At 40.1% G+C, this 20,039-nt stretch carries 16 protein-coding genes; 10 read left to right on the top strand and 6 right to left on the bottom strand.

The features are described from left to right. Nucleotides 1-96: 96 nt before the first annotated feature. From G7062_RS02535 to G7062_RS02525, 3 genes are all read right to left on the bottom strand, one after another. Nucleotides 97-1,941 carry a heavy metal translocating P-type ATPase gene (locus G7062_RS02535; RefSeq protein ID WP_166064356.1) on the bottom strand — a complete coding sequence of 615 codons (1,845 nt, stop codon included), beginning with the start codon at nt 1,939-1,941 and terminating at the stop codon, nt 97-99. A gap of 136 nt (nt 1,942-2,077) precedes the next feature. Next, entirely contained in the window at nt 2,078-2,893 is an 816-nt protein-coding gene (locus G7062_RS02530) for an aldo/keto reductase (RefSeq protein WP_166064355.1), read from the bottom strand. Further along, nucleotides 2,890-3,792, bottom strand: coding sequence for a patatin-like phospholipase family protein (locus tag G7062_RS02525; RefSeq protein ID WP_166064354.1), 903 nt, complete (start codon nt 3,790-3,792; stop codon nt 2,890-2,892). The genes G7062_RS02530 and G7062_RS02525 overlap by 4 nt, the downstream gene beginning before the upstream one ends. Nucleotides 3,793-3,835: 43 nt before the next feature. Between G7062_RS02525 and G7062_RS02520 the strand changes: the two genes are divergently transcribed. The 3 genes from G7062_RS02520 to G7062_RS02510 are packed head-to-tail and all read left to right on the top strand — an operon-like array spanning nt 3,836 to nt 6,251. Beyond that, nucleotides 3,836-5,050 carry a DNA recombination protein RmuC gene (locus G7062_RS02520; protein ID WP_240915977.1) on the top strand — a complete coding sequence of 405 codons (1,215 nt, stop codon included), beginning with the start codon at nt 3,836-3,838 and terminating at the stop codon, nt 5,048-5,050. Nucleotides 5,051-5,084: 34 nt separating this feature from the next. Further along, nucleotides 5,085-5,549 (top strand): DUF1307 domain-containing protein, encoded by a 465-nt coding sequence (locus G7062_RS02515; protein WP_166064353.1) that lies wholly within the window; start codon nt 5,085-5,087, stop codon nt 5,547-5,549. 15 nt (nt 5,550-5,564) lie between these two features. Further along, nucleotides 5,565-6,251 (top strand): HAD family hydrolase, encoded by a 687-nt coding sequence (locus G7062_RS02510; protein WP_166064352.1) that lies wholly within the window; start codon nt 5,565-5,567, stop codon nt 6,249-6,251. 70 nt (nt 6,252-6,321) lie between these two features. Here the strand turns inward: G7062_RS02510 and alr are convergent, their stop codons facing one another. From alr to G7062_RS02495, 3 genes are read right to left on the bottom strand one after another with little or no spacing between them, the layout of a single operon-like run. Then, nucleotides 6,322-7,380, bottom strand: coding sequence for an alanine racemase (gene alr, locus G7062_RS02505; protein ID WP_166064351.1), 1,059 nt, complete (start codon nt 7,378-7,380; stop codon nt 6,322-6,324). Then, on the bottom strand, nt 7,380-7,790 hold the full coding sequence (locus G7062_RS02500; RefSeq protein ID WP_166064350.1) for a hypothetical protein: 411 nt from the start codon (nt 7,788-7,790) through the stop codon (nt 7,380-7,382). The genes alr and G7062_RS02500 overlap by 1 nt, the downstream gene beginning before the upstream one ends. Nucleotides 7,791-7,841: 51 nt before the next feature. Continuing rightward, nucleotides 7,842-8,357 (bottom strand): GNAT family N-acetyltransferase, encoded by a 516-nt coding sequence (locus G7062_RS02495; protein WP_166064349.1) that lies wholly within the window; start codon nt 8,355-8,357, stop codon nt 7,842-7,844. 61 nt (nt 8,358-8,418) lie between these two features. On the opposite strand from G7062_RS02495, the gene G7062_RS02490 reads away from it, so the two are divergent. The 7 genes from G7062_RS02490 (at nt 8,419) to G7062_RS02460 (ending at nt 19,861) form a co-directional block, all read left to right on the top strand. Then, the gene (locus G7062_RS02490; RefSeq protein WP_166064348.1) at nt 8,419-9,273 is read left to right on the top strand and encodes a YitT family protein; all 855 of its coding nucleotides are present in this window, start codon (nt 8,419-8,421) and stop codon (nt 9,271-9,273) included. Nucleotides 9,274-9,285: 12 nt separating this feature from the next. Next, nucleotides 9,286-9,939, top strand: a complete 654-nt coding sequence (locus tag G7062_RS02485; RefSeq protein WP_166064347.1) for a hydrolase — start codon at nt 9,286-9,288, stop codon at nt 9,937-9,939. A 62-nt stretch (nt 9,940-10,001) separates the two neighbouring features. Next, nucleotides 10,002-10,286 (top strand): HesB/YadR/YfhF family protein, encoded by a 285-nt coding sequence (locus G7062_RS02480; RefSeq protein ID WP_166064346.1) that lies wholly within the window; start codon nt 10,002-10,004, stop codon nt 10,284-10,286. Between the two features lie 63 nt (nt 10,287-10,349). Next, complete coding sequence (locus tag G7062_RS02475) at nt 10,350-11,027, top strand: GTP pyrophosphokinase family protein (protein ID WP_205700144.1); 678 nt, start codon at nt 10,350-10,352, stop codon at nt 11,025-11,027. 97 nt (nt 11,028-11,124) lie between these two features. Then, nucleotides 11,125-12,372, top strand: a complete 1,248-nt coding sequence (locus G7062_RS02470; RefSeq protein WP_166064345.1) for a DUF1576 domain-containing protein — start codon at nt 11,125-11,127, stop codon at nt 12,370-12,372. Nucleotides 12,373-12,690: 318 nt separating this feature from the next. After that, nucleotides 12,691-13,752 (top strand): hypothetical protein, encoded by a 1,062-nt coding sequence (locus G7062_RS02465; RefSeq protein WP_166064344.1) that lies wholly within the window; start codon nt 12,691-12,693, stop codon nt 13,750-13,752. 328 nt (nt 13,753-14,080) lie between these two features. Further along, on the top strand, nt 14,081-19,861 hold the full coding sequence (locus G7062_RS02460) for a SpaA isopeptide-forming pilin-related protein (protein WP_166064343.1): 5,781 nt from the start codon (nt 14,081-14,083) through the stop codon (nt 19,859-19,861). Nucleotides 19,862-20,039 lie beyond the last annotated feature (178 nt).

Here is a 20,039-nt window from a genome sequence, read left to right as displayed (position 1 = left end):
AAAACGCACATGTTATGAAATACACTATTTATGTAATTAATGTGCGTTTTATGTATTATTATTCACAAAGTATTTGAATGTTTGGAAAACTATATTTTATTTATTTAGGGGTTTCAACAAGCGTAGACTGTTTAAAATGACTAATATCGTACTTCCTTCATGTCCTACAACACCAAATGGAAGTGTAATACCATTAAAGAAGTTACTGATAACCAAGATGGCAATGACACTAAATGAGAAGATAATATTCTCAACGACAATTTTTCGAAGGCGTTTTGATAACTCTACCGCATAACGAATGTTTTCAATATTATCCTTCACCAAGATAACATCTGCTGCTTCCATCGCAATGTCTGTACCGCCACCCATGGCAATACCAATTGTTGCATTTGCCAGCGCTGGCGCATCATTGATGCCATCGCCGACCATGACTACTGTACCGTATTCTTTTTCTAAGTCACGAACGATATTCGCTTTTTGATCCGGGAGTGCTTGCGATATTACCCGGGCAATACCAATTTCATCGGCGATATGTTGTGCCGTTTCATGGACATCCCCCGTAATCATGATGGTTTCGATCTGATGTTCGTTAAACCACGCAATCAGTGGTTTTGATTCGGGTCTTACTTTATCAATCAGTCCTAAGACACCCACAAGCGCATGATTTCTTTCAATAAATACAACACTCTTTCCTTCTTTTGCCCATTGTTGTGACAATGCATAGATTTCTTGATGCTCGGATGTCATGTAATCGTATTTACCAATACGGTAGTGCGTGTCATTGTAGACACCTTCAACTCCATAACCTGGCTTTTCTTCAATATCGATTGCACGCGGAGCATCGATTCCTGCCGTTGCACGATTAAGGTCATTCACAATCGCACTTGCCAGTGGATGTGTTGAAAACTGTTCAATCGCAATAACTGCTTTAATAATTTCCGCTTCATCATCACAATAATAAGCATCAGAAATTGATGGCATGCCTTGTGTCAGTGTCCCCGTCTTATCAAAAGCGATTGCTTTGGTATCCATTAAGTTCTCAAAATGAATCCCACCTTTAACAAGGATTCCTTTTTTGGCCCCATTTGAAATAGCTGAGAGTGTTGCAGGTGTAACCGATGCAATGAGCGCGCAGGGCGAAGCGACAACCAATAAAATCATGCCGCGATAAAACGCAGATTCAAAAGGTTCTTTAAAGAATACAATGGGAACCACAATCACAACTGCAACAAGTATGAGTACGACACGTGCATAATAATCTTCAAGTCGATCAATAAATCGTGCAGTTTTCGAAGGATAGTTTTGCGCTTCTTCGACCATACGAACGATTTTTTGGATTAGGGTATCGCCTACTGCACTGGTCACTGTGAGTGTGAGGGGTTGGGAGATATTAAGTGTTCCACCAAACACAACATCACCGACAGTTTTTGTCGTTGGCATGGATTCTCCAGTGATGGCTGCCTCTTCAATACTGCTTTTCCCTACAAGAATTGTGGCATCAATAGGGATAATTTCGCCTACTGCAACAATAATATGATCATCAAGATGCAAATCATTGATATCTACGACCTCTGTTGTTCCATTTTCTAAAATGCGTGTTGCCTCTGTGGGTTGCAGTTCCATTAACGAGCGAATCTCACGTTGGCTGCGATCAAGGGTGAGTGCTTCGAGTGCTCCTGATAGGGAGAAAATAAAGATTAAAACGGCCCCTTCCATATAGTAACCAATTAAACATGCTCCAATCGCTGAGAGAATCATCAGTAATTCGACATTCAAGTGTTTATTTTCGATGGTATCCATAATGCCATCTTTGGTTTGTTTATATCCCCCAACAATGATTGCTAGGATTAGTAAAATTGGATTATTTAAGTATGCCCCAATTGCAAGTAACACCCCACATGCAATGACTTCCTTAAATTCACGCAAATCTTTCAGTTTCATAACGTCGCCTCCTATTGATAACGATAATGATTATCAATATTATACCACAGACATTTTAAGATTTCACGCAAACTGTGAAATTTATTCATGTTTCTGAAGGTGGAAATTCACAAAAAAGAATCGACGTTTGCCGATTCTATAATTTTGGATTAACACTGACTTGTGGTTCCAGGGATGCTTTCTCTTGATCCATGGCCGAAATAAGATGAATTTCATCTTCAGTCAATTCAAAATCAAAAATACTAATGTTCTCCAACAATCGTTCAACATTTGAAGTTTTTGGAAAAACAACAAAGTCGGTTTGGATATGCCAGCGCAGAATTACTTGGGCGACTGTTTTGTTATATTTGAATGCGAGTGCCATAAGTTGTGGGTCATTTTCAAGATCCCCACGTACAATGGGACGCCATCCTTCCATAACCATTTCCAAATCCATGTCGAACTTACGCACATCTTCACGAACTCGAAGCGGGTGGCGTTCGATTTGATTGACCATCGGTAGTACTTTCATACCTTTGATGAGGGCAGCCATTTGTGTATTATCAAAGTTCGAGACACCAATCGCTTTGACACGACCACTTTCATAAATGTCTTCCAATGCTCGCCATGATTGGCGCGATTCTGGAATTGGCCAATGCAAGAGATAGAGATCGATATAATCCAGGCCTAGGCGTTCCAGTGATTGATTAAAAGCTACCAGCGCAGCATCGTAACCGACTTGGTCTTTCCACAGTTTGGTTGTCACAAAAATTTCTTCGCGCGGAATACCGCTGTCTCGGATTGCTTGTCCAACTTCTGTTTCGTTTCCATAGTATGCGGCGGTATCAATATGGCGATATCCCATACGCAACGCTTCCACTACGATTTTATATGTTTCGTTTGGTTCTAATTTAAATGTTCCCAATCCAAGGACAGGAATCTTTACACCATTCCATAATGCTTGATATATCATTTGAATTTTCTCCTTAGTTTGTCCATAAACGATTCTGGTTTCGTTAATCCTTTTAACTGATCAATATGTTCACTGATTGCGTGTGCACCCTGATCAATCGTATATTTTCCTTTACCAATTTCAAAGACCCACACCTTATCCAGGGGGACATTGATGTGAACATCGGCTTGATGCACAATCTCTTGGTCTGCTTCAATTCGCATGATATCCATCACACGAATCCCCAATGCCACAAGCGAATTTGTATCATGAAATTCACTGGTCGAGTGCATGGTAACTGCGATTGTTTTATCCACACCATAATTATATAACGGTTCCAAAGGTAGGTTCTGTCGTAATCCACCATCGACAAGCAGATAGTCCTCATATTCCATTGCAGCAATTACAAATGGAAATGAACACGAAGCCCGTACTGCTTTGGCAAGACTGATATCGGTGATAACGATTGTATCAGTGTCTTTATTTACATAGTCTTCCGGATGCGAAACAAACATTATTTTCTTTCCAGTAATAACATCCACAGCCGTAATTGCCAGCGGAATCTTTACATCACGGATGTGTTCAACTCCCAGCTCGATAAGTTTTGCTTCCAGTACATCTTCCAAATCTTGACCATCAACAAACCCACCCGTGAGTTTTTCTTTTGAAAATGGCAAAAGTTTCATGGATGGTCGTTTCATTATTTTCTTATCTTCGATTTCTTTTTCTAAATCCAATGCCGCTTGCATCACGTCCTCAGCAGTTACACCGCTTGCAAACAATGCAGCAATCACCGAACCCATTGAAGTCCCGGAAATTGCATCGATATTAATTTTTTCTTTAGCCAACGTTGCTAAGACAGGTAATTGCGAAAACGCCTTAATACCGCCACCTGATAACGCTAATCCAATCTTTATCATGATTCACCTCTCATACAATTATACCCTACCCATGTGTTACAATATGAAAAAAGGACGTGAAATCATGGAAATAGATTTAGTTTTAGTACTTCTCGCAGTTATTATGATCGTTTTGGTCATCATTCTCATCAAACTTTTTAGCAACCGTACCCCTGAGGCTGTCCACGAATTCAATCAAAGTTTAAACAGACAATCCATTGATAATCGTGAACACTTAAATACCCAGTTCAATACCTTCACCGACCGTATGGATTTGCGCATTAAAGATTTGCACGATCGCAATACAAACTTTGAAAAAGCAACTGCCACTAGTTTAATTCAGTTTCAAGACAAGCTGGGTTCGAGTATGGAACTCCAATTTGACCGTCTGCAAGCGACTGTTGAACGCCGTCTTGCAATGATGGATCAAAAAGTAACAGAAAATCTTGAAGAAGGATTCAAGAAAACCAACGCAACCTTCACTAACATTGTTGAGCGTCTTAGTAAGATTGATGAAGCCCAAAAGAAAATTGATGCATTATCGGTTGAAATTGTCTCATTGCAAGATGTCTTGACGGACAAGAAAACACGGGGAACATTTGGCGAAGTCCAACTCTCGCAAATCATGGCTGCCATCTTTGGGGATCGCAATGACAAAATCTACCAAATGCAGTATACCTTTCAGACCGGTGTGCGCTCTGATGCTGTACTCTTTGCCCCTGAACCTTTAGGAACCATCGCCATCGACTCCAAGTTTCCACTCGAAAACTACCGTCGTATGATGGATAAAGATATATCCGATATTGAACGTGCGCAAGCAGAACGTACATTTGTTTCTGACTGTAAGAAGCATATTGACGCGATAGCCGATAAATACATCATTCCCGGAGTTACATCCGACCAAGCAATTATGTTTATCCCTGCTGAAGCAATCTTCGCTACGATTAATGCCTACCACCAAGATATCATCGATTACTCACAAAAACGCCGAGTATGGCTTGCCTCACCAACAACACTCATGAGTACCCTCACAACCATTCAAACAATTCTTGTAAATCTCGAACGTGAAAAATACGCTTCGGTAATTCATCAAGAATTACGATTGCTTTCCAGTGAATTTGATCGCTATCGTGAACGATGGGAAGGTTTATCACGACGTATGGAGGGTGTTAACGAAGAGTTTCGTAAGATTAATATCACCACAGAAAAAATCACCAAGCGTTTTGATGCCATTGCTAATGTTGAACATATTGAAGAACAGACAAACGACGCATCTTAATTTGGTGTATAATTAATACAAAGCGGAGGTCATTATGAAAAAACTAATTCTTGCAAGTCTGTGTCTCGTATTCTTAACGGGATGCACAAAGAAAACTGCCACTGAGACGAGCTGTACAATTTCTGATGCAACCGATTCATACTCTGACGTCTTGTTAGCCGATAATGATCGGGTAACCTCATCAGTAACAACCAGCGTCACCAACTTTTCCAAAGCCATTGAAGATGGTTCCATCACCGCAACAAATCTTGCCCTTGAGGTTGAAGCATTATCCACTGCATTGAATGCGATTCCTGGTGTTACTTATACTTCCTCTATCGAAAACAATGTGCTAACTGATTCCACAACCATCGACTATAAAGAAGCGGATATGGATTCATTAATTGCGGAAGGACTTATTCAAGGTGATCCTGATGCATACCTTAACTTCTTGAGTTTGAGTGAAACTGTCTCTAACTATGAAGAACTGGGGCTTACCTGCACTACCAACAAACGTTAATTTTGGAGATACCGCATGAAAATACTATTCTTTGACTTGGATGATACACTTTACAATCAAATCGTCCCTTTTCAAAATGCGATGCAAACTGTCGCACTTGAGGTGGATGATGTGGATGCTTTGTACCGGCTCACGCGACAATACAGTGACGAAGTCTTCCACCTTTCACAAGATGGCCATATGACCCTCGAAAGCACGCAACGCTATCGGATTCAAAAGGCATTAACGCACTTCAATATATCTTACAGCGATGCACAAGCAGATGCTTTTCAAGCTGCTTACGCGTATGAGCAAGCGCATTTGTGTTTGGATGAAGATATGGAACAGTTATTAATCCATCTTAATGCGGAAAACTACCCAATAGCTTTAATTACAAATGGTCCATCCGATCATCAAAGCAAGAAGATTGCGGCACTCAACCTTGAACGTTATTTTGATCCCAATTGTATTTTCATCTCAGGCGACATTGGCTACTACAAACCCGATATCCATATTTTCCAACACGTTAACACAGTGACGGGAACAAAACCGGAAGATTGCCTCATGATTGGTGATTCTTACCATAACGACATCCTCGGTGCACTGAATGCAGGATGGAATGCAATTTGGCTCAATCATCGTGAAAATACCCATGATGTGGTTTCCTTAACGTTTGCATCTCACAAAGACCTTGCTGAGGCAATACTCCAACTAACTCAATAAAACTCGACGTCATTTGTCGAGTTTTTTATTGCATGCAAAAAAAAGATTGGGTTTCCCCAATCCAAAATTTTTAACGATTAACTTCCAGAACACATTCGTGATTGCGATAGTACTTACGGGTAATGCGATCACTGAGTGTCGACAACTGAATGTATGTCATCACACCGGTCGCATCATGAATCATTTTACTGGTTCGATGCGGTCCAATGAGTTCTACGGGATCCCCAAGTTTCACTGCACTATCAACGTGAATCATGGTTTGATCCATACAAACCTTACCGACAATTGGATAGAATTTGCCATGAATCGCCACCGGTACAAGTTTATTGCGGATATCAAAATTATCAGCATATCCGATTGGCATCGTACCATAGAGGCCATCTTCTTCAACAGTATAGGTGTGGTCATACCCAATCGTTTCACCTTTTTCAATCGGTTCAAGATAACAGATATGTGAGTAAAGTTCGAGTATCGGTTTTAGCTCCGGCATATCCACTCGGTAACCATACAATCCCAAACCAAGTCGCGATCCATTAATCCATGCTTGGTCAACAATCAATGGTGTCGGCGCATTCCCAACATGAATCCATTTGAAATCATAGTTGAGTGCATCGACGATTGCTTTAAACTTTTGGAGTTGCACATTGCCTGCCTCAAGATTCTCTGGGCTTTGAAAGTGGGTGTAAATCCCTTCAACGTTTCCCTGTTTTAGAATACGCTCTACATCTTCCACATGGCGCACGCCATAGCGGTTCATGCCAGTATTGATTTCAACATGCAATCGAAGATTAAGGTCAGAAACCTGCTCATACCATGCCATTGAAGGGACAGTATAAATATAGTTTGATCGTGTCGAGGCTATAATGGCATCACGATTGACATAACTAAAGATGAGAATGTCATGTTCAATGCCAGCATTACTCAATCGGATGGCTTCATCGATTGACGAGACACAGATTATTTCCGAACCAAGAGCGATCAATTCTTTTGCTATAACGATATCACCATGACCGTATGCATTCGCCTTTACAACGCCAAAAACAGACGTTTGAGTCTGTTCTTTGATTGTCGTGTAATTGTGTTTAAGATGGTCAAGATTGATTGTTGCCCATGTTTCGCGAAATCCCATTAAATCACCCTCGAGTAAATGTAGGAAATATACAGTGCTAAGGCACGGTATACTAACCATAAAACTGAATAAATATCTTCATGAATCATAAAGGTAAGTACTGATTGGTATGCGCTGAAGTCAACAAGACCTGCAATACCAAAATCAGTAACAACATCTGACAATAAGATTGCCAAAACTGTGAATAGGAGCGATGCAACGGCAAAGCGCGTTTGAACACCATGTCCTACCTTTTGAATAATGAGTGCAATTGCTAATCCAACGAGGACCAAAATAATTGCATGATTGAATACGTATTGACGAAAGTATCCACTTAGTATCCCCAAGACAATGGATGCAACAGCACCCGCAACGAGGATAAGATTGAAACGTTGTTTTTGTGACAACGTACGTCCATTTAATAAATCCATGACGGTCCTTCTTTCTTATTTAAACTATCTGTGTCTATTTTACACTATTTCTTAATGAGATTCACCATTTCTCAGTATCTTATCAAAGGCAACGCGTGGTTTTCCATCGTTAAGTTTGATGATACCGCGTTTCATAAACCCTTCTTTTTCAAGGAATCGTTGCATGCGAATATTTGCTTCGTGTGTATCAATGCGAATTGTATCCACAGATAAACTTGCTTCAATTGCGACTTGCATTGCATGTGCAACGCCTTTTCCCACCACTGATGTATCCACAACATAACGATGAACGACCGCATAGGGATGATTGTTTCCCCACATGCCATCGATAGTGTCATAGGTCGATTCATGACCAACGAGTACCATAGCACTCGCAATGACACGATCTCCTTCACACAGTACAAAGGAAACACCATTATTAATATCCTCGCGCAATGATACTTCATTGGGATACCCATCTTGCCACTGATCAATGCCGTCTGCTTTCATTTGTTGCGCAGCCCCAACATACATTGAAACAACACTTGGAATATCTCTTAATTCTGTTTTACGAAAAATAGTCTGCATATTTTTTCCCCTTTGTGATAATAATCCTCGTTTGTCGCAAATGTTTTGTTATAATAAAGCCATGAACAATATTAAGAGATATACATACGTAATTGTAGGGTCGTTCCTATTCGCATTATCCGTTAACGTATTCCTTATTCCTGCTTCGATTTATAACGGTGGAATGACTGGTATCGCCCAATTACTGCGCGATGCTTTTGTCTCAACATTCAACCTGAAATTAAACTTCGATATTGCCGGAATGCTGAGTATGGCTTTAAACATCCCCATCTTTATCTTTGCATGGAGTCGTTTATCCAAAAAATTTGTGCAATTAAGTTTACTCAGTATTATAACACAAACTATTGCACTTACATTAATTCCAATCCCCGAAAAACCCATTGTAGCCGATGTTTTTATTGCCATCGTACTCGCTGGTGTTCTTGGTTCTTTTGGATCATCCTTAACATTTAGAGCAAAAGGTTCAAGCGGAGGGCTCGATGTTATTGGATTCTATCGTTCGCAAAATAATAAAGGAAGCATTGGCTCGATTTATTTGGTCATTAACAGTGTTATTTATATCATATGTATGGTAGTCTACGATTTGCAAACTGCCTTATACTCTTTAGTCTACTCATACATTTTCTCATTTGGTCTTGATAAGTTCCATGAACACAATCTTGAAGCAAGTGTCATGGTATTTACAAAGAATAAAGAAATCAAATCATTGGTTATTTCTGAAATTGTCCGTGGTGTAACACATTGGGAAGGATTTGGTGCCTACACAGGTACAAGTCTTGATGTGTTTGTCACGATTGTGGCGCAGTCTGAAATTGCTGATATTAAGCGACTGATTAAGAAGCATGATCCTAAAGCATTTATTATTGTGACCAAGAATCTTAAAGTCGATGGCGGATTTGAAAAACGTTTGATTTAGGAGATGTGTGAAATGAAAACACCAGAATATAGCGGTAATTTACGCAAGAATATTATTAGAATGCCCGAGAGCATTGAAGCAGCAACTGGAATCCGTGTTTTTGGACGCTTGCTGAAGTCATTTATCTTTACCACTGATGTTGCTATTATTCGTAATTGCAATGCCGATGCAGTCATCGCAGTTTACCCCTTTACACCACAACCAATTATTACTGATGCCATAGTCCAATCAACGGACAAACCTGTATTTGCTGGTGTGGGTGGAGGTACAACACGTGGGCCCCGTGTTATTGGGTTAGCGATTGATGCTGAGCGTCAAGGTGCTATGGGCGTAGTTGTAAATGCACCGACAAGCAATGTGGTGATTACAGGGATTAAAGCAAGTTTAGAAATCCCCATTATCGTAACGGTCGTCAGTGAGGATACTGACATTCATGCCCGTTTACGAAGTGGTTCAGCGGTTCTCAATGTATCTGCTGGGCCGCGTACGGCAGAAGTTGTTCGCAAGATTCGTGCTCAACATCCTGAAGTTCCGATTATCGCAACTGGGGGACCTACTGAGGCGTCCATTGCCGAAACAATCGAAGCAGGTGCAAATGCAATTACATATACACCACCAAGTACTGCAGATCTCTTTAAAGGAATGATGGAAAGCTACCGTAAGTAAGCATCGCTCCTTACACTACACTAAAACTGTGGTAGAATGAATGTATCGATAGAGGTGACATTATGGAACTAACAGTATCAAAAGACGCCGCACAATGGTATATCCGTGAGATGGACCTTGTTGCTGGTGACAGTATTAAATTCTTTGGAAAGGTTTACGGTCCTCATGGTGGATTTTCTTTTGCCATCGCAAAACAAGAACCAACCAATCCCTTTGAGCTTGTAACCGTTGAAGGTATTAATTTCTACGTTGAACAATTCGATGAATGGTTCTTCGCTGATAAAGATCTTCATATTACATTGCGTGAAGATGGTTCGGAACCCAATTATGAAGTTATTGTAAAATAAGAGCCACGGCTCTTTTTTATTTGCGTACATTTGGTACAATACATGTATTAAGGAGTGATATTTTTGTCACAACATGAAATTACAATCAATCGGGACCAGGTCTTTAAAATCCCCGCTCTATTCTTACAACAAGCGAAGAAATTCAAAGAAATGATGTTGCTATACGAATGTGCAGTCGAAGAAATCTCTACCAAGTTGAAGATTCTTGATCGTGAACTTGCACATCTTACACCACGCAATCCCATCGCCATGATTAAATCGCGCGTCAAGAAACCACAAAGTATCGTCGATAAACTTATTCGCGATGATTGCCCTATATCGGTCGAATCTGTTCGCGAGAATCTGAATGATGTCGCCGGTGTGCGTGTCATCTGTTCATACATCGATGATATTTATACACTGTCCAATATGATTTCTGGACAAGATGATATTCGCGTCATTGAAGTTAAAGATTATATTCAAAACCCCAAAGAGAATGGATACCGCAGTCTACACATGATTGTAGAAATTCCTGTATTCCTTTCTGCTGGAAAATACTATGTACGTGTTGAAATACAAATCCGTACGATTGCAATGGACTTTTGGGCTAGTCTTGAGCACGAAATTCGCTACAAGAAAAACCACAAACATATTGCCAGTGTTTCTGATGCACTGCAAGAATGCGCTGAAACAATTGCCCTAACCGATCAAAAAATGTTGGATATCCGAACATTGATTGATGACGAGAACGATACTGACTAACGCTGACCTTCAGCGTTTTTTTCTTGTTTTTTATTTGCGAACTTCTTGTTTATTGACCGTCGGTCAGTTAAAATAAAAGAAATTAAGGACGTGATTTATGAAACAGAAGACAATTAAGTTCCTCGTGATTTCCAGTCTCCTTCCTTTGGTGGTTTCTTTCTTTATTGCATCACCATTTGAAATATTCAACGGCATGACACGAATCATTACTGAATCAAGCGTACTCATCACCGATTACATTGCGATCGGCGGCTTGGGTGCTGCACTTTTCAATGTGGGCATCTTAACGCTCATGGCAATTATCATTATTTACATCTCCGGCGCCGCAATCAATGGCACTGCCATTGCATCCGTTTACTTAATGGGGAGTTTCGCATTTTTTGGAAAGAATGTTTTCAATGTTGTTCCTATTTTACTGGGAACATTCCTCTACTCAAAACTTACAAAAAAAGACTATAGAGATATCGTCCATATGTCACTGTTGGCGACAAGTTTCGCTCCAATTGTCACTGAGATTATCTTATTTGTGCCACTCAGCGATCCGCTACGGACGATTGCTGGAATTGTCGTCGGCATGTCGGTTGGATTTGTAATTAAACCCGTTGCTGATAACTTATTCAAAGTCCACGAGGGATTCAACCTTTACAATACGGGATTCTCCATTGGAATTATTGCCACACTTTATGTGTCTATCATGAAATCTTATGGTTATGAACCACGACAACGACTCATCCTTGATGTTGGGCATACGGAGGCGTTTGCTTATATCTTAGCAACACTATTCATTGTAATGTTTGTCGCTGGATTTCTTGGCAACAATCGCAGTCTTAAGTCCTATTGGAAACTTCTCAAAGAAACCGGGTATCAACATAACGACTTCCTCGAAAACTTTGGACTCAGTACAGTACTTATGAACATGGGCATCAATGGCATTCTTTGCTTGGTATATGTGCTTTTTATTGCCAAGGGTGAATTGAACGGACCCATTATGGGTGGCATTCTGACCGTAGTTGGCTTCTCAGGCTTGGGTAAACATGCTCGTAATATTCTACCGATATTTATTGGTGTGGTTTTGGGTGGCTTAACAAAGAGTTGGACACTTGATCAACCCACCATTCTCTTTGCCGCATTATTTGGAACTGCACTGGCCCCAATTGCTGGATACTTTGGCTTTGCTTGGGGTATTGTCGCAAGTTTTATTAATTCTTCAGTTGTACTTAATTCTGGGCAACTTCATTCGGGTATGAACCTTTACAATACTGGATTTTCGGTTGGAATCGTTGCTTCAGTACTTGTACCAATTTTAAAAAAAATCAAGAATAAAGAAATCTCAATTGAAATCTAAAGAGCGAAGGCTCTTTTTTTCCGTGCCTTTTGAGCCTTTTTTTAGTATCATGTATATAGAATAAGAAAGGGTGATCTCGTGTTTGGGTCAGTTTATATGAAAAATTTTAGGTGTTTCGACGAGTCGTTCGTCTCGCTTAAAAATCGAAGGGGATCCTATAAACCTCATGTATTTCTGTTTGGAGAGAACTCCAGCGGTAAAACCTCGTTTCTGCAATCATTCGCATTTCTTAAGCGATTGACAGATTCGTATCGGGTTAACCATGTTTATGCAACACGGTCCAATTTTAAATACGATACCACTGTCCTACCATTTGACATGAAGACAGAGGTAGCAAAACACTACCGAAAACACGCTACAGATACCATGGAATTGAAGTACGATGTGCTTGTTAATGGCCAAAACTTTGTTTACTCACTTACGTTTAGTTCCACAATGGAATTGATTGAGGAATCACTGTTTAAGCGCCTTAACAACAAAGATAACATTATCTATGTTGCCAATCGATGTGACCTTGAGTTTGGGAGAAGTATGGTCTTGGTCAAAGATCTCCCCTATATTATGCAAATGCACCGCGAACACTTTGGAAAACATACGCTGCTTTCCATTCTCGCTTATATTCAATTTGAAAATAAAGAGGTTGCCTTTAAATCGACGCTCAATGATTTTGTTCATTACATTGCACATATTCGCGTTTCTGTTGAAGGTCAGTATACTCAAGAAGAATTCTTTAATTTTTGGTATGACTGCGATGTGGATGTATTCGGTGGTATCACCAACGCACATCTCCGAGTGTTCTTGGAGCACACCCAACCGGTATTGAATGACTTTATTCGCAGCATCTTTCCCTTAGTTGAAGAAGTGCACTACGAATTTCATCCAATTAAACCCGATGTGTGGAAATACCAATTGAAGACCTTAAAACGGACCTCACTGGGCGTCGTTGATGTTCCTGTCGATGAGCTCCCCTCGGGACTAACACAGGTACTTCGCATTTCTGTATCTCTTTTGGACTTATTAGTAGGTAACACACTCATTTATGATCAATTTGACTTGAAATTGCACCAATCACCGGTCTTGAACATCATTGAAAATATTATGCCACGTTTAAGCGGACAAAGTATCTTTGCACTGGATTCGTTAGATACGATGAATCGACTTGAGCCTGCAAGTATTTATGTTACAAATATCGATGATTTAAATTTCAGTGTAAAGGCAATTGAAGAGATTGCACCCACCCAACCAAATCACAATATTCGTAACCGCTACGAACAAGGAACCTATGGAAAACCGGTCCGTGCACGTGCCACAACAATCTATGCATACATTGATAAATATCGTAATACCGTTATGGAAATTTACAAACGCGCGAATTACTAATCCGTTTGTTACAATTTTCGATAGTTTTATGACATTTCTTACTCAGAATAAGATGAAAATAGTATTATGTTCTCAGCAACAGGACGTTGCTATAACCTTTACAGATACTTAATAACATATCTTCATCTTCTGACACAAACTATTAAGTATTCACCATCAGGGCTACCATAATCAGCCCTTTTATTGCGTTATCTCGTCCGCATCTTTGTTCAATTCGTACATTTTGTACGGAAACACTCTTGTTTAGAGCTCTTACGTAGCCAATTTTAACTATGTTTCTATCATTTTCTCTATAATATATTTGCGTGTTAGAGAATGGAGAAACTGAATGAAGAAGAAAAAGTCTTTTTTAGTGCTGTCTTTAATTGCGTCTTTGATCATGGTGCAACTCACAGTATTTGCCGACAATCAACCGACACCAAGCAGCACAACACCTACCGAAGTAGCGCCTGTTTCAGCGACTGAGACACCTACTGAACCCACTGCAGAAGCAGTCGAAATACCACCACAAACAGAAGAAGAACCTACAACACCTCCTGATAAAGAGCCTACTGGCGAGGTTGCGAAGCCACAAGAAGTCGCAACACAAAATCTTGAAGAGAGACAACCGAAAGATTTAACAATCTCAGGGAACTACAAGGTCACTGCCGTTAATTATAAATTAAATGATATAAACCTTGTACCCGATCCAAACGAAGCCCTCACAATGCCTATTAAAGATGGTGACGAATTGCAATTCTCAGTAAACTGGGAGATTATTAAAACCGATGATGAAGATTTCAAACCAATTCCTGGTGATACAATCTCTATCGACCTTCCTCCTGGATTTGTATTTAATAAGGATGTACCCCTTTCACAACCAAAAGACGATCTCGGTACCTACCGCTATGATGAAGCAACTCAAAAGATTGTATTCACATTCGGACAAGGTATCCTAACATCCGAGATGGTCGAAGATTTCAAAGGAAATATCATGGTTGGTACAAAATTCAACGTTGAAGAGAATGAAGTCAACAAAATCATTGATATCATTCATCCTGTAACACATGAAAAACTTGTTGAATTTACCGTAACTCCAACAACACCTGGAAGCCCTATTAAAAAATCTGCATTGACACGTGATACCACAGCAAAAACAATTACCTGGGTTATCAATATAAACGAGGACTATCAAGACCTCACGAACGTCAAAGTCACTGACATGATTCCAGCCGGTCTCACCGTTGACAGCGTTATGGTCAATGAGTACGCAATCAACGCTAAAGGCTCAGTAATTAGCGAAGGCACACCTGTGGATATGACCTCTGAATGGAATGTTACCGGAAATTTACTAACCTTCGAGAAGTTGAGTACCCCCCGTAAAATTGTTATCACAACAACTGTTGATGAGTCACAATTATCAATCTTAACTGACAGCAAGGATTTCACCAACAAAGCAACTTTGGAATCTACTGAATTTCAACCTAAAGATTCAAATGAAGTCAAACAAACATTTACACGTGAGTCCGTTGTCGTAAAAAGCGGTTCAACATATAACAAAGCAGATCGTACATTTGAATGGAATGTCACACTCAATCCAAGTGGCATCAATCTTCCTAAAGATGCATTATTCACAGACCGCATCTCACCTATTGATACATTTGATTATCAAAAAGATTCCTTTAAAATCAATGTAAACGGCACCGACTACTCACTGGCTGCATTTGAAGCACAGTTTGCCGATACCTACGCTATTTCATTTGACAGCTCAGGAAATGGATTTGATGTTAAATATCTTAAACCAACAACCGATACTCTAAAAATAAACTATAAAACTCAAGTTCGCGAAGAGATGATTCATAAACTTAAGGATCCCGTATCAAACAGAGCTACACTATCAATCGACAACAACGGCGACGTTGAATCGGTCGGTAAAGATGGCAGCGGAACAGGATACGGAATCGGTATCGCAAGTAAAAACGCAACCATTGATTACAGTGCAAAGAAAATCACATGGACAGTCGGCATTAATGATGGAAATCACAGCATTACCAACATTCACCTCAACGATAAACTTGTTGACGGTGCTGCAGATTTAACTTATGTACCAACAAGCTTTGTATTGTACAATCATGTAACAAATACTAAAACACCAGTAACACCTGTGTTCTCATCGGACAAGAAATCATACACACTTGATTACTCCGTTATTGAAGCACCCGCTACAGCAAACTACAGTTTAACTTACGATACAACCTACACCACACTCACTGACAACAGCGTGACCAAACAACGTGATACGTTCTCGAACCACGTTGATGTTACACTCACTACAACCAACAAGAAGATAATTAATCAAGAAGCAACCGCAACAGTTCCAACTGCTTCATCATTTATTAACAACGGTAAGAAAACAGGAAGTTATGACTTTGACTCAAAAGAGCTAACATGGGTCATCTACTTGAACTTTAACGGACACGAGGACATTACGCGTTATAACATTGCGGATGTACTCTTGGAAAATCAAAAGTTCTTACTCGAAACTGCAAAAGCAATGAACTACACGGTTAATCCCGATGGAAGTACAACGCTTGTTGACGGATCATCCGTCCAACTAAAGAGTGGCGAACATTTCACACTAACAGAAAATAACTCTTCGAAAGATGATGATTCCGTTTCATTTAACTTTAACGAGTCATTCATTAATTCGATGGGAGCAAAGCCACAACGGATTGCTGTTGAGTTCAAAACTTCAATGGATGACAAAATTATTCCTGAGAAGATTAAGAATGTCGCAGTTGTAACAACCAACAAGCAAACAACAACTGTCGATGCAACAGTCGATATCCCTAATGGCGGAAACTTTAGCGAAAAATCCTATACTGTTGAACAGGTGAACGGCAAACCTGCCGCATTCAATTGGACCATTGTCCTTAACAAGAGCAACAGTGATTTAACAGAAGCTAAAATTACCGATACGCTTAGCAACAACCACACTTACGATCAAAAGTCACTTGAAGTTTATGGAGCGACAGTCAAGAGTGATGGTACGGTAATTCAAGGCACAAAATTAATCCGCGATACAAACTACAAAGTTACATTCAATGAGGTTCAAAAAGAGGGAGAATTCCCAATTGAATCCTTTGATCTTGAAGTCTTAAAAATAAGCGACCTTGGTTACAAATCATTCATCGTGAAATATAAGACAGTACCACTCTTCGAAGAAGGAAAACATACATTCAAGAATAACGTTGCGTTCAATGGATCAACAACCGCTCAAAGCACTGTATCCGATAAGGAAACTTCAACAAGCAGTTTAAACTTCGGTGGTGGATCTGTTGATGGTTCAAGCCAAACGTTCACAATTGAAAAAGTAGGCGCAGATGGAAAACCCTTAAGTGGCGTTCAATTCGAACTCTACTTTGCAAAATCAGGTAAGTTTGCCGCTCGCGGTACAACCGATAGCAAGGGTTTAGTAACACTGAAACCTTTACTAACTGGAGACTATATTCTTAAAGAAGTTAAAACGGTTGATGGTTATGGTATCCCCGCAAACTATCGAAACGGTGTTGCCGTCCGCGTCAGCAAAGACTCAAGTGCCGCTGGCGTTACACACCGAGTTACCAATGTATTGAATGAAATCAAACTTACCAAGACTTCTTCCACAAACCAGAAAGACAAACTTATTGCCGTGTTCGAAGTTTACGAACAGGCAACTGATGGCACACGTGGAAAACTTATGGGTGAATTTACAACGAATTCAAACGGTCAAGGATCGTTCAACAACAATAACCTTGGATTGTTACCGGGCACATATATCGTGAAAGAGAAAACTGCAATTGCAGGACATATCTTGAACCCAACCGAATTCAAAATCAGCGTCAAAGAAAACATACTCTTCAATGAGGATGGTTCTGAAACAATCAACGTCGTGAACCATAAAGGCTCTGTAAAACTAACGAAGCTTGACGGTATCACTGAGAAGGCTATTACGAGTCCAATCTCATTCAAGCTTTACCGTAACACTACCGAGCTAATCGGAGTCTATCCCACAAAAAATGGTATTATCGAAATCAAAGATGCACTCGCCCCTAGCGACTATACTTTTGTGGAAGAAACACCTTCACACTCGTACCTGCGCAATGAGGATGAGATTAAATTCACCATCCCCGCAGCGGCATCTACAAAGCCTGCTACAGTAAATGTAACAGCTAAAAATTACAGTGCTACTGTCAACTTTACAAAGTATGACGGAAATCCTGAAAATGATAAAACACTCAGTGGCGCAACATTCGCTGTCTATCGTGTCACACCAGGCACTACACCGACATACGACAACCTGACAACCGCATTGTTAACAACAACATCGCAAACTGATGGAAAAGTATCATTCACACCACTTGGTCCTGGATCGTATGTTATTAAAGAAACACAAGCAGCACCAGGCTATGTCTTAAGCAAAACATTGATTCCATTTACAATCGCGGACAATGCAATCAACGCACCGATTACAATCAATATTAATGAAGATGGATTTGCGAACTATCAAGGTTCCGTAATCCTTCGTAAAGTTGATGGAGGCGTTAGCGATTCAATCACCCGCGGAATATCTGGAACTGAGTTTGCACTTTATACTGGCGAACCACAAAGTGATGAAAGCTTGAGAATCGAATTCCAATCCGGACTGATGTCACGCGTTGATGGTGTCATCACTGTCGAAGGACTTGCGCCAGGTAAGTATTACTTTGTTGAGAAAGTTGCTGCTCCAGGATACTTCCTAGACGCAACGCCAATTCCTTTCGAAATTAAAGAATCCGTTGATCATAACAACCCTGTTATTGTTGATGCAGAAGAGTTTGCGAACTATAAGATGAGCGCAACATTCAACAAAACAGATGGTATAAACGGTCTGGGTGGTGCAGAGTTTGCACTTGAGAAAGATGGTGTGCTACTGCCCGATCGATTCGTGTCAGATGATGACGGATACGTAACATTCACAAATCTTGGTCCCGGAAGCTATGTCTATTATGAGACAGTCGCTGCTCCAGGTTATGTATTGAGAACTGAGAAATTCTCATTTGAGCTCGATACACTTAAGGCAACAAAAGCAATCAAAGACATCAGTGATGTCGTTAACTACAAAGGCTCCGCTTCATTGAAAAAGGTCGATGAAACAGGAACACCTCTAGAAGATGCTGAATACAGCCTCTTCGCAACAAACGGTGACTTAATCCGTCCTAACCTCACAACAAATAGTGATGGTTTGATTAGCGTCACAGACTTATCTCCAGGTGATTACTATTTCCAAGAAACAGCAGCACCTGAAGGATTTATTCTTAATACAGAACACGTAACGTTTACAATTTCAGCCGAAGCAGAAGATGTGCCTGAAACTGTAAATGTCACACAAACAAACTTTAAAGCAGATGTATTCTTAACCAAAGTTACCGAAGCAGGCACCAACCTCGAAGGCGCAGAGTTTACACTCTATGACGCAGACGGAACACTTGTTGCTACAGATGTTTCAAAAAGCGATGGTGCTGTTTCATTCCAAAACTTGAGCCCTGGAAGTTATACAATCCAAGAGTCAAACGGTGTTAAAGGTTACATCGTCAATACTCAAGTTATAACATTCCTTGTGCCTGGTGAAGGAAGCAATAAAGTCAATATAGATCTTGGTGATGTGGTCAACTACCAAGGTAGTGTCAATGTCACAAAAATCGATGACAAAGGAAAAACCATTGGAGAGGCAGTCTTCAATATCCTTGACGAAAACAAAGAAGTTCTCCACAAAGACGTTATAACTGTCAATGGAAAACTTGCAATTGGCGGTCTTGAACCTGGATCATACTTCATTCAAGAAGTAAAAGCTCCAAAAGGTTACTTACTGTCAAAGAAACTCGCAGCGTTTGAGATTCCCGAGGAATTTGAAGGTGAATTCTCACCTGTCGAAATTCGTTTCGCTAACACACTCGAACCAATTGTTCTCGGTGTCGTTAAGAAACCAAAACCAACTCAAGAAACCAACCTTCCAGGAGCAGGGGTATCAAACATGCCACTCTTTATGGGAATGGGTTCCTTGTTAATGGGTTCACTTATTGTATTTGTGAATCGCAAAAAGAAATTCTAATCATAAGAAAAACGGTATCACACTTCTGATACCGTTTTTCCATGTCACCTTGTCTTAAACGAAGCAATTTGTATATTATTAAGTTATTATGATTATATTAATTCACATATCTTTCCAATTCCGTTAAGATAGAATTAGGAATGAGGTTAGGCTCAGATTTGAATAACATTCCTTGATC

The sequence above is a fragment of the Erysipelothrix sp. HDW6C genome (assembly GCF_011299615.1).
In the GTDB taxonomy this organism is placed as follows: domain Bacteria; phylum Bacillota_I; class Bacilli_A; order Erysipelotrichales; family Erysipelotrichaceae; genus Erysipelothrix.
The sequence above is the reverse complement of the archived record's forward strand: the minus strand, read 5'-3'. Positions and strand labels throughout refer to the sequence as shown.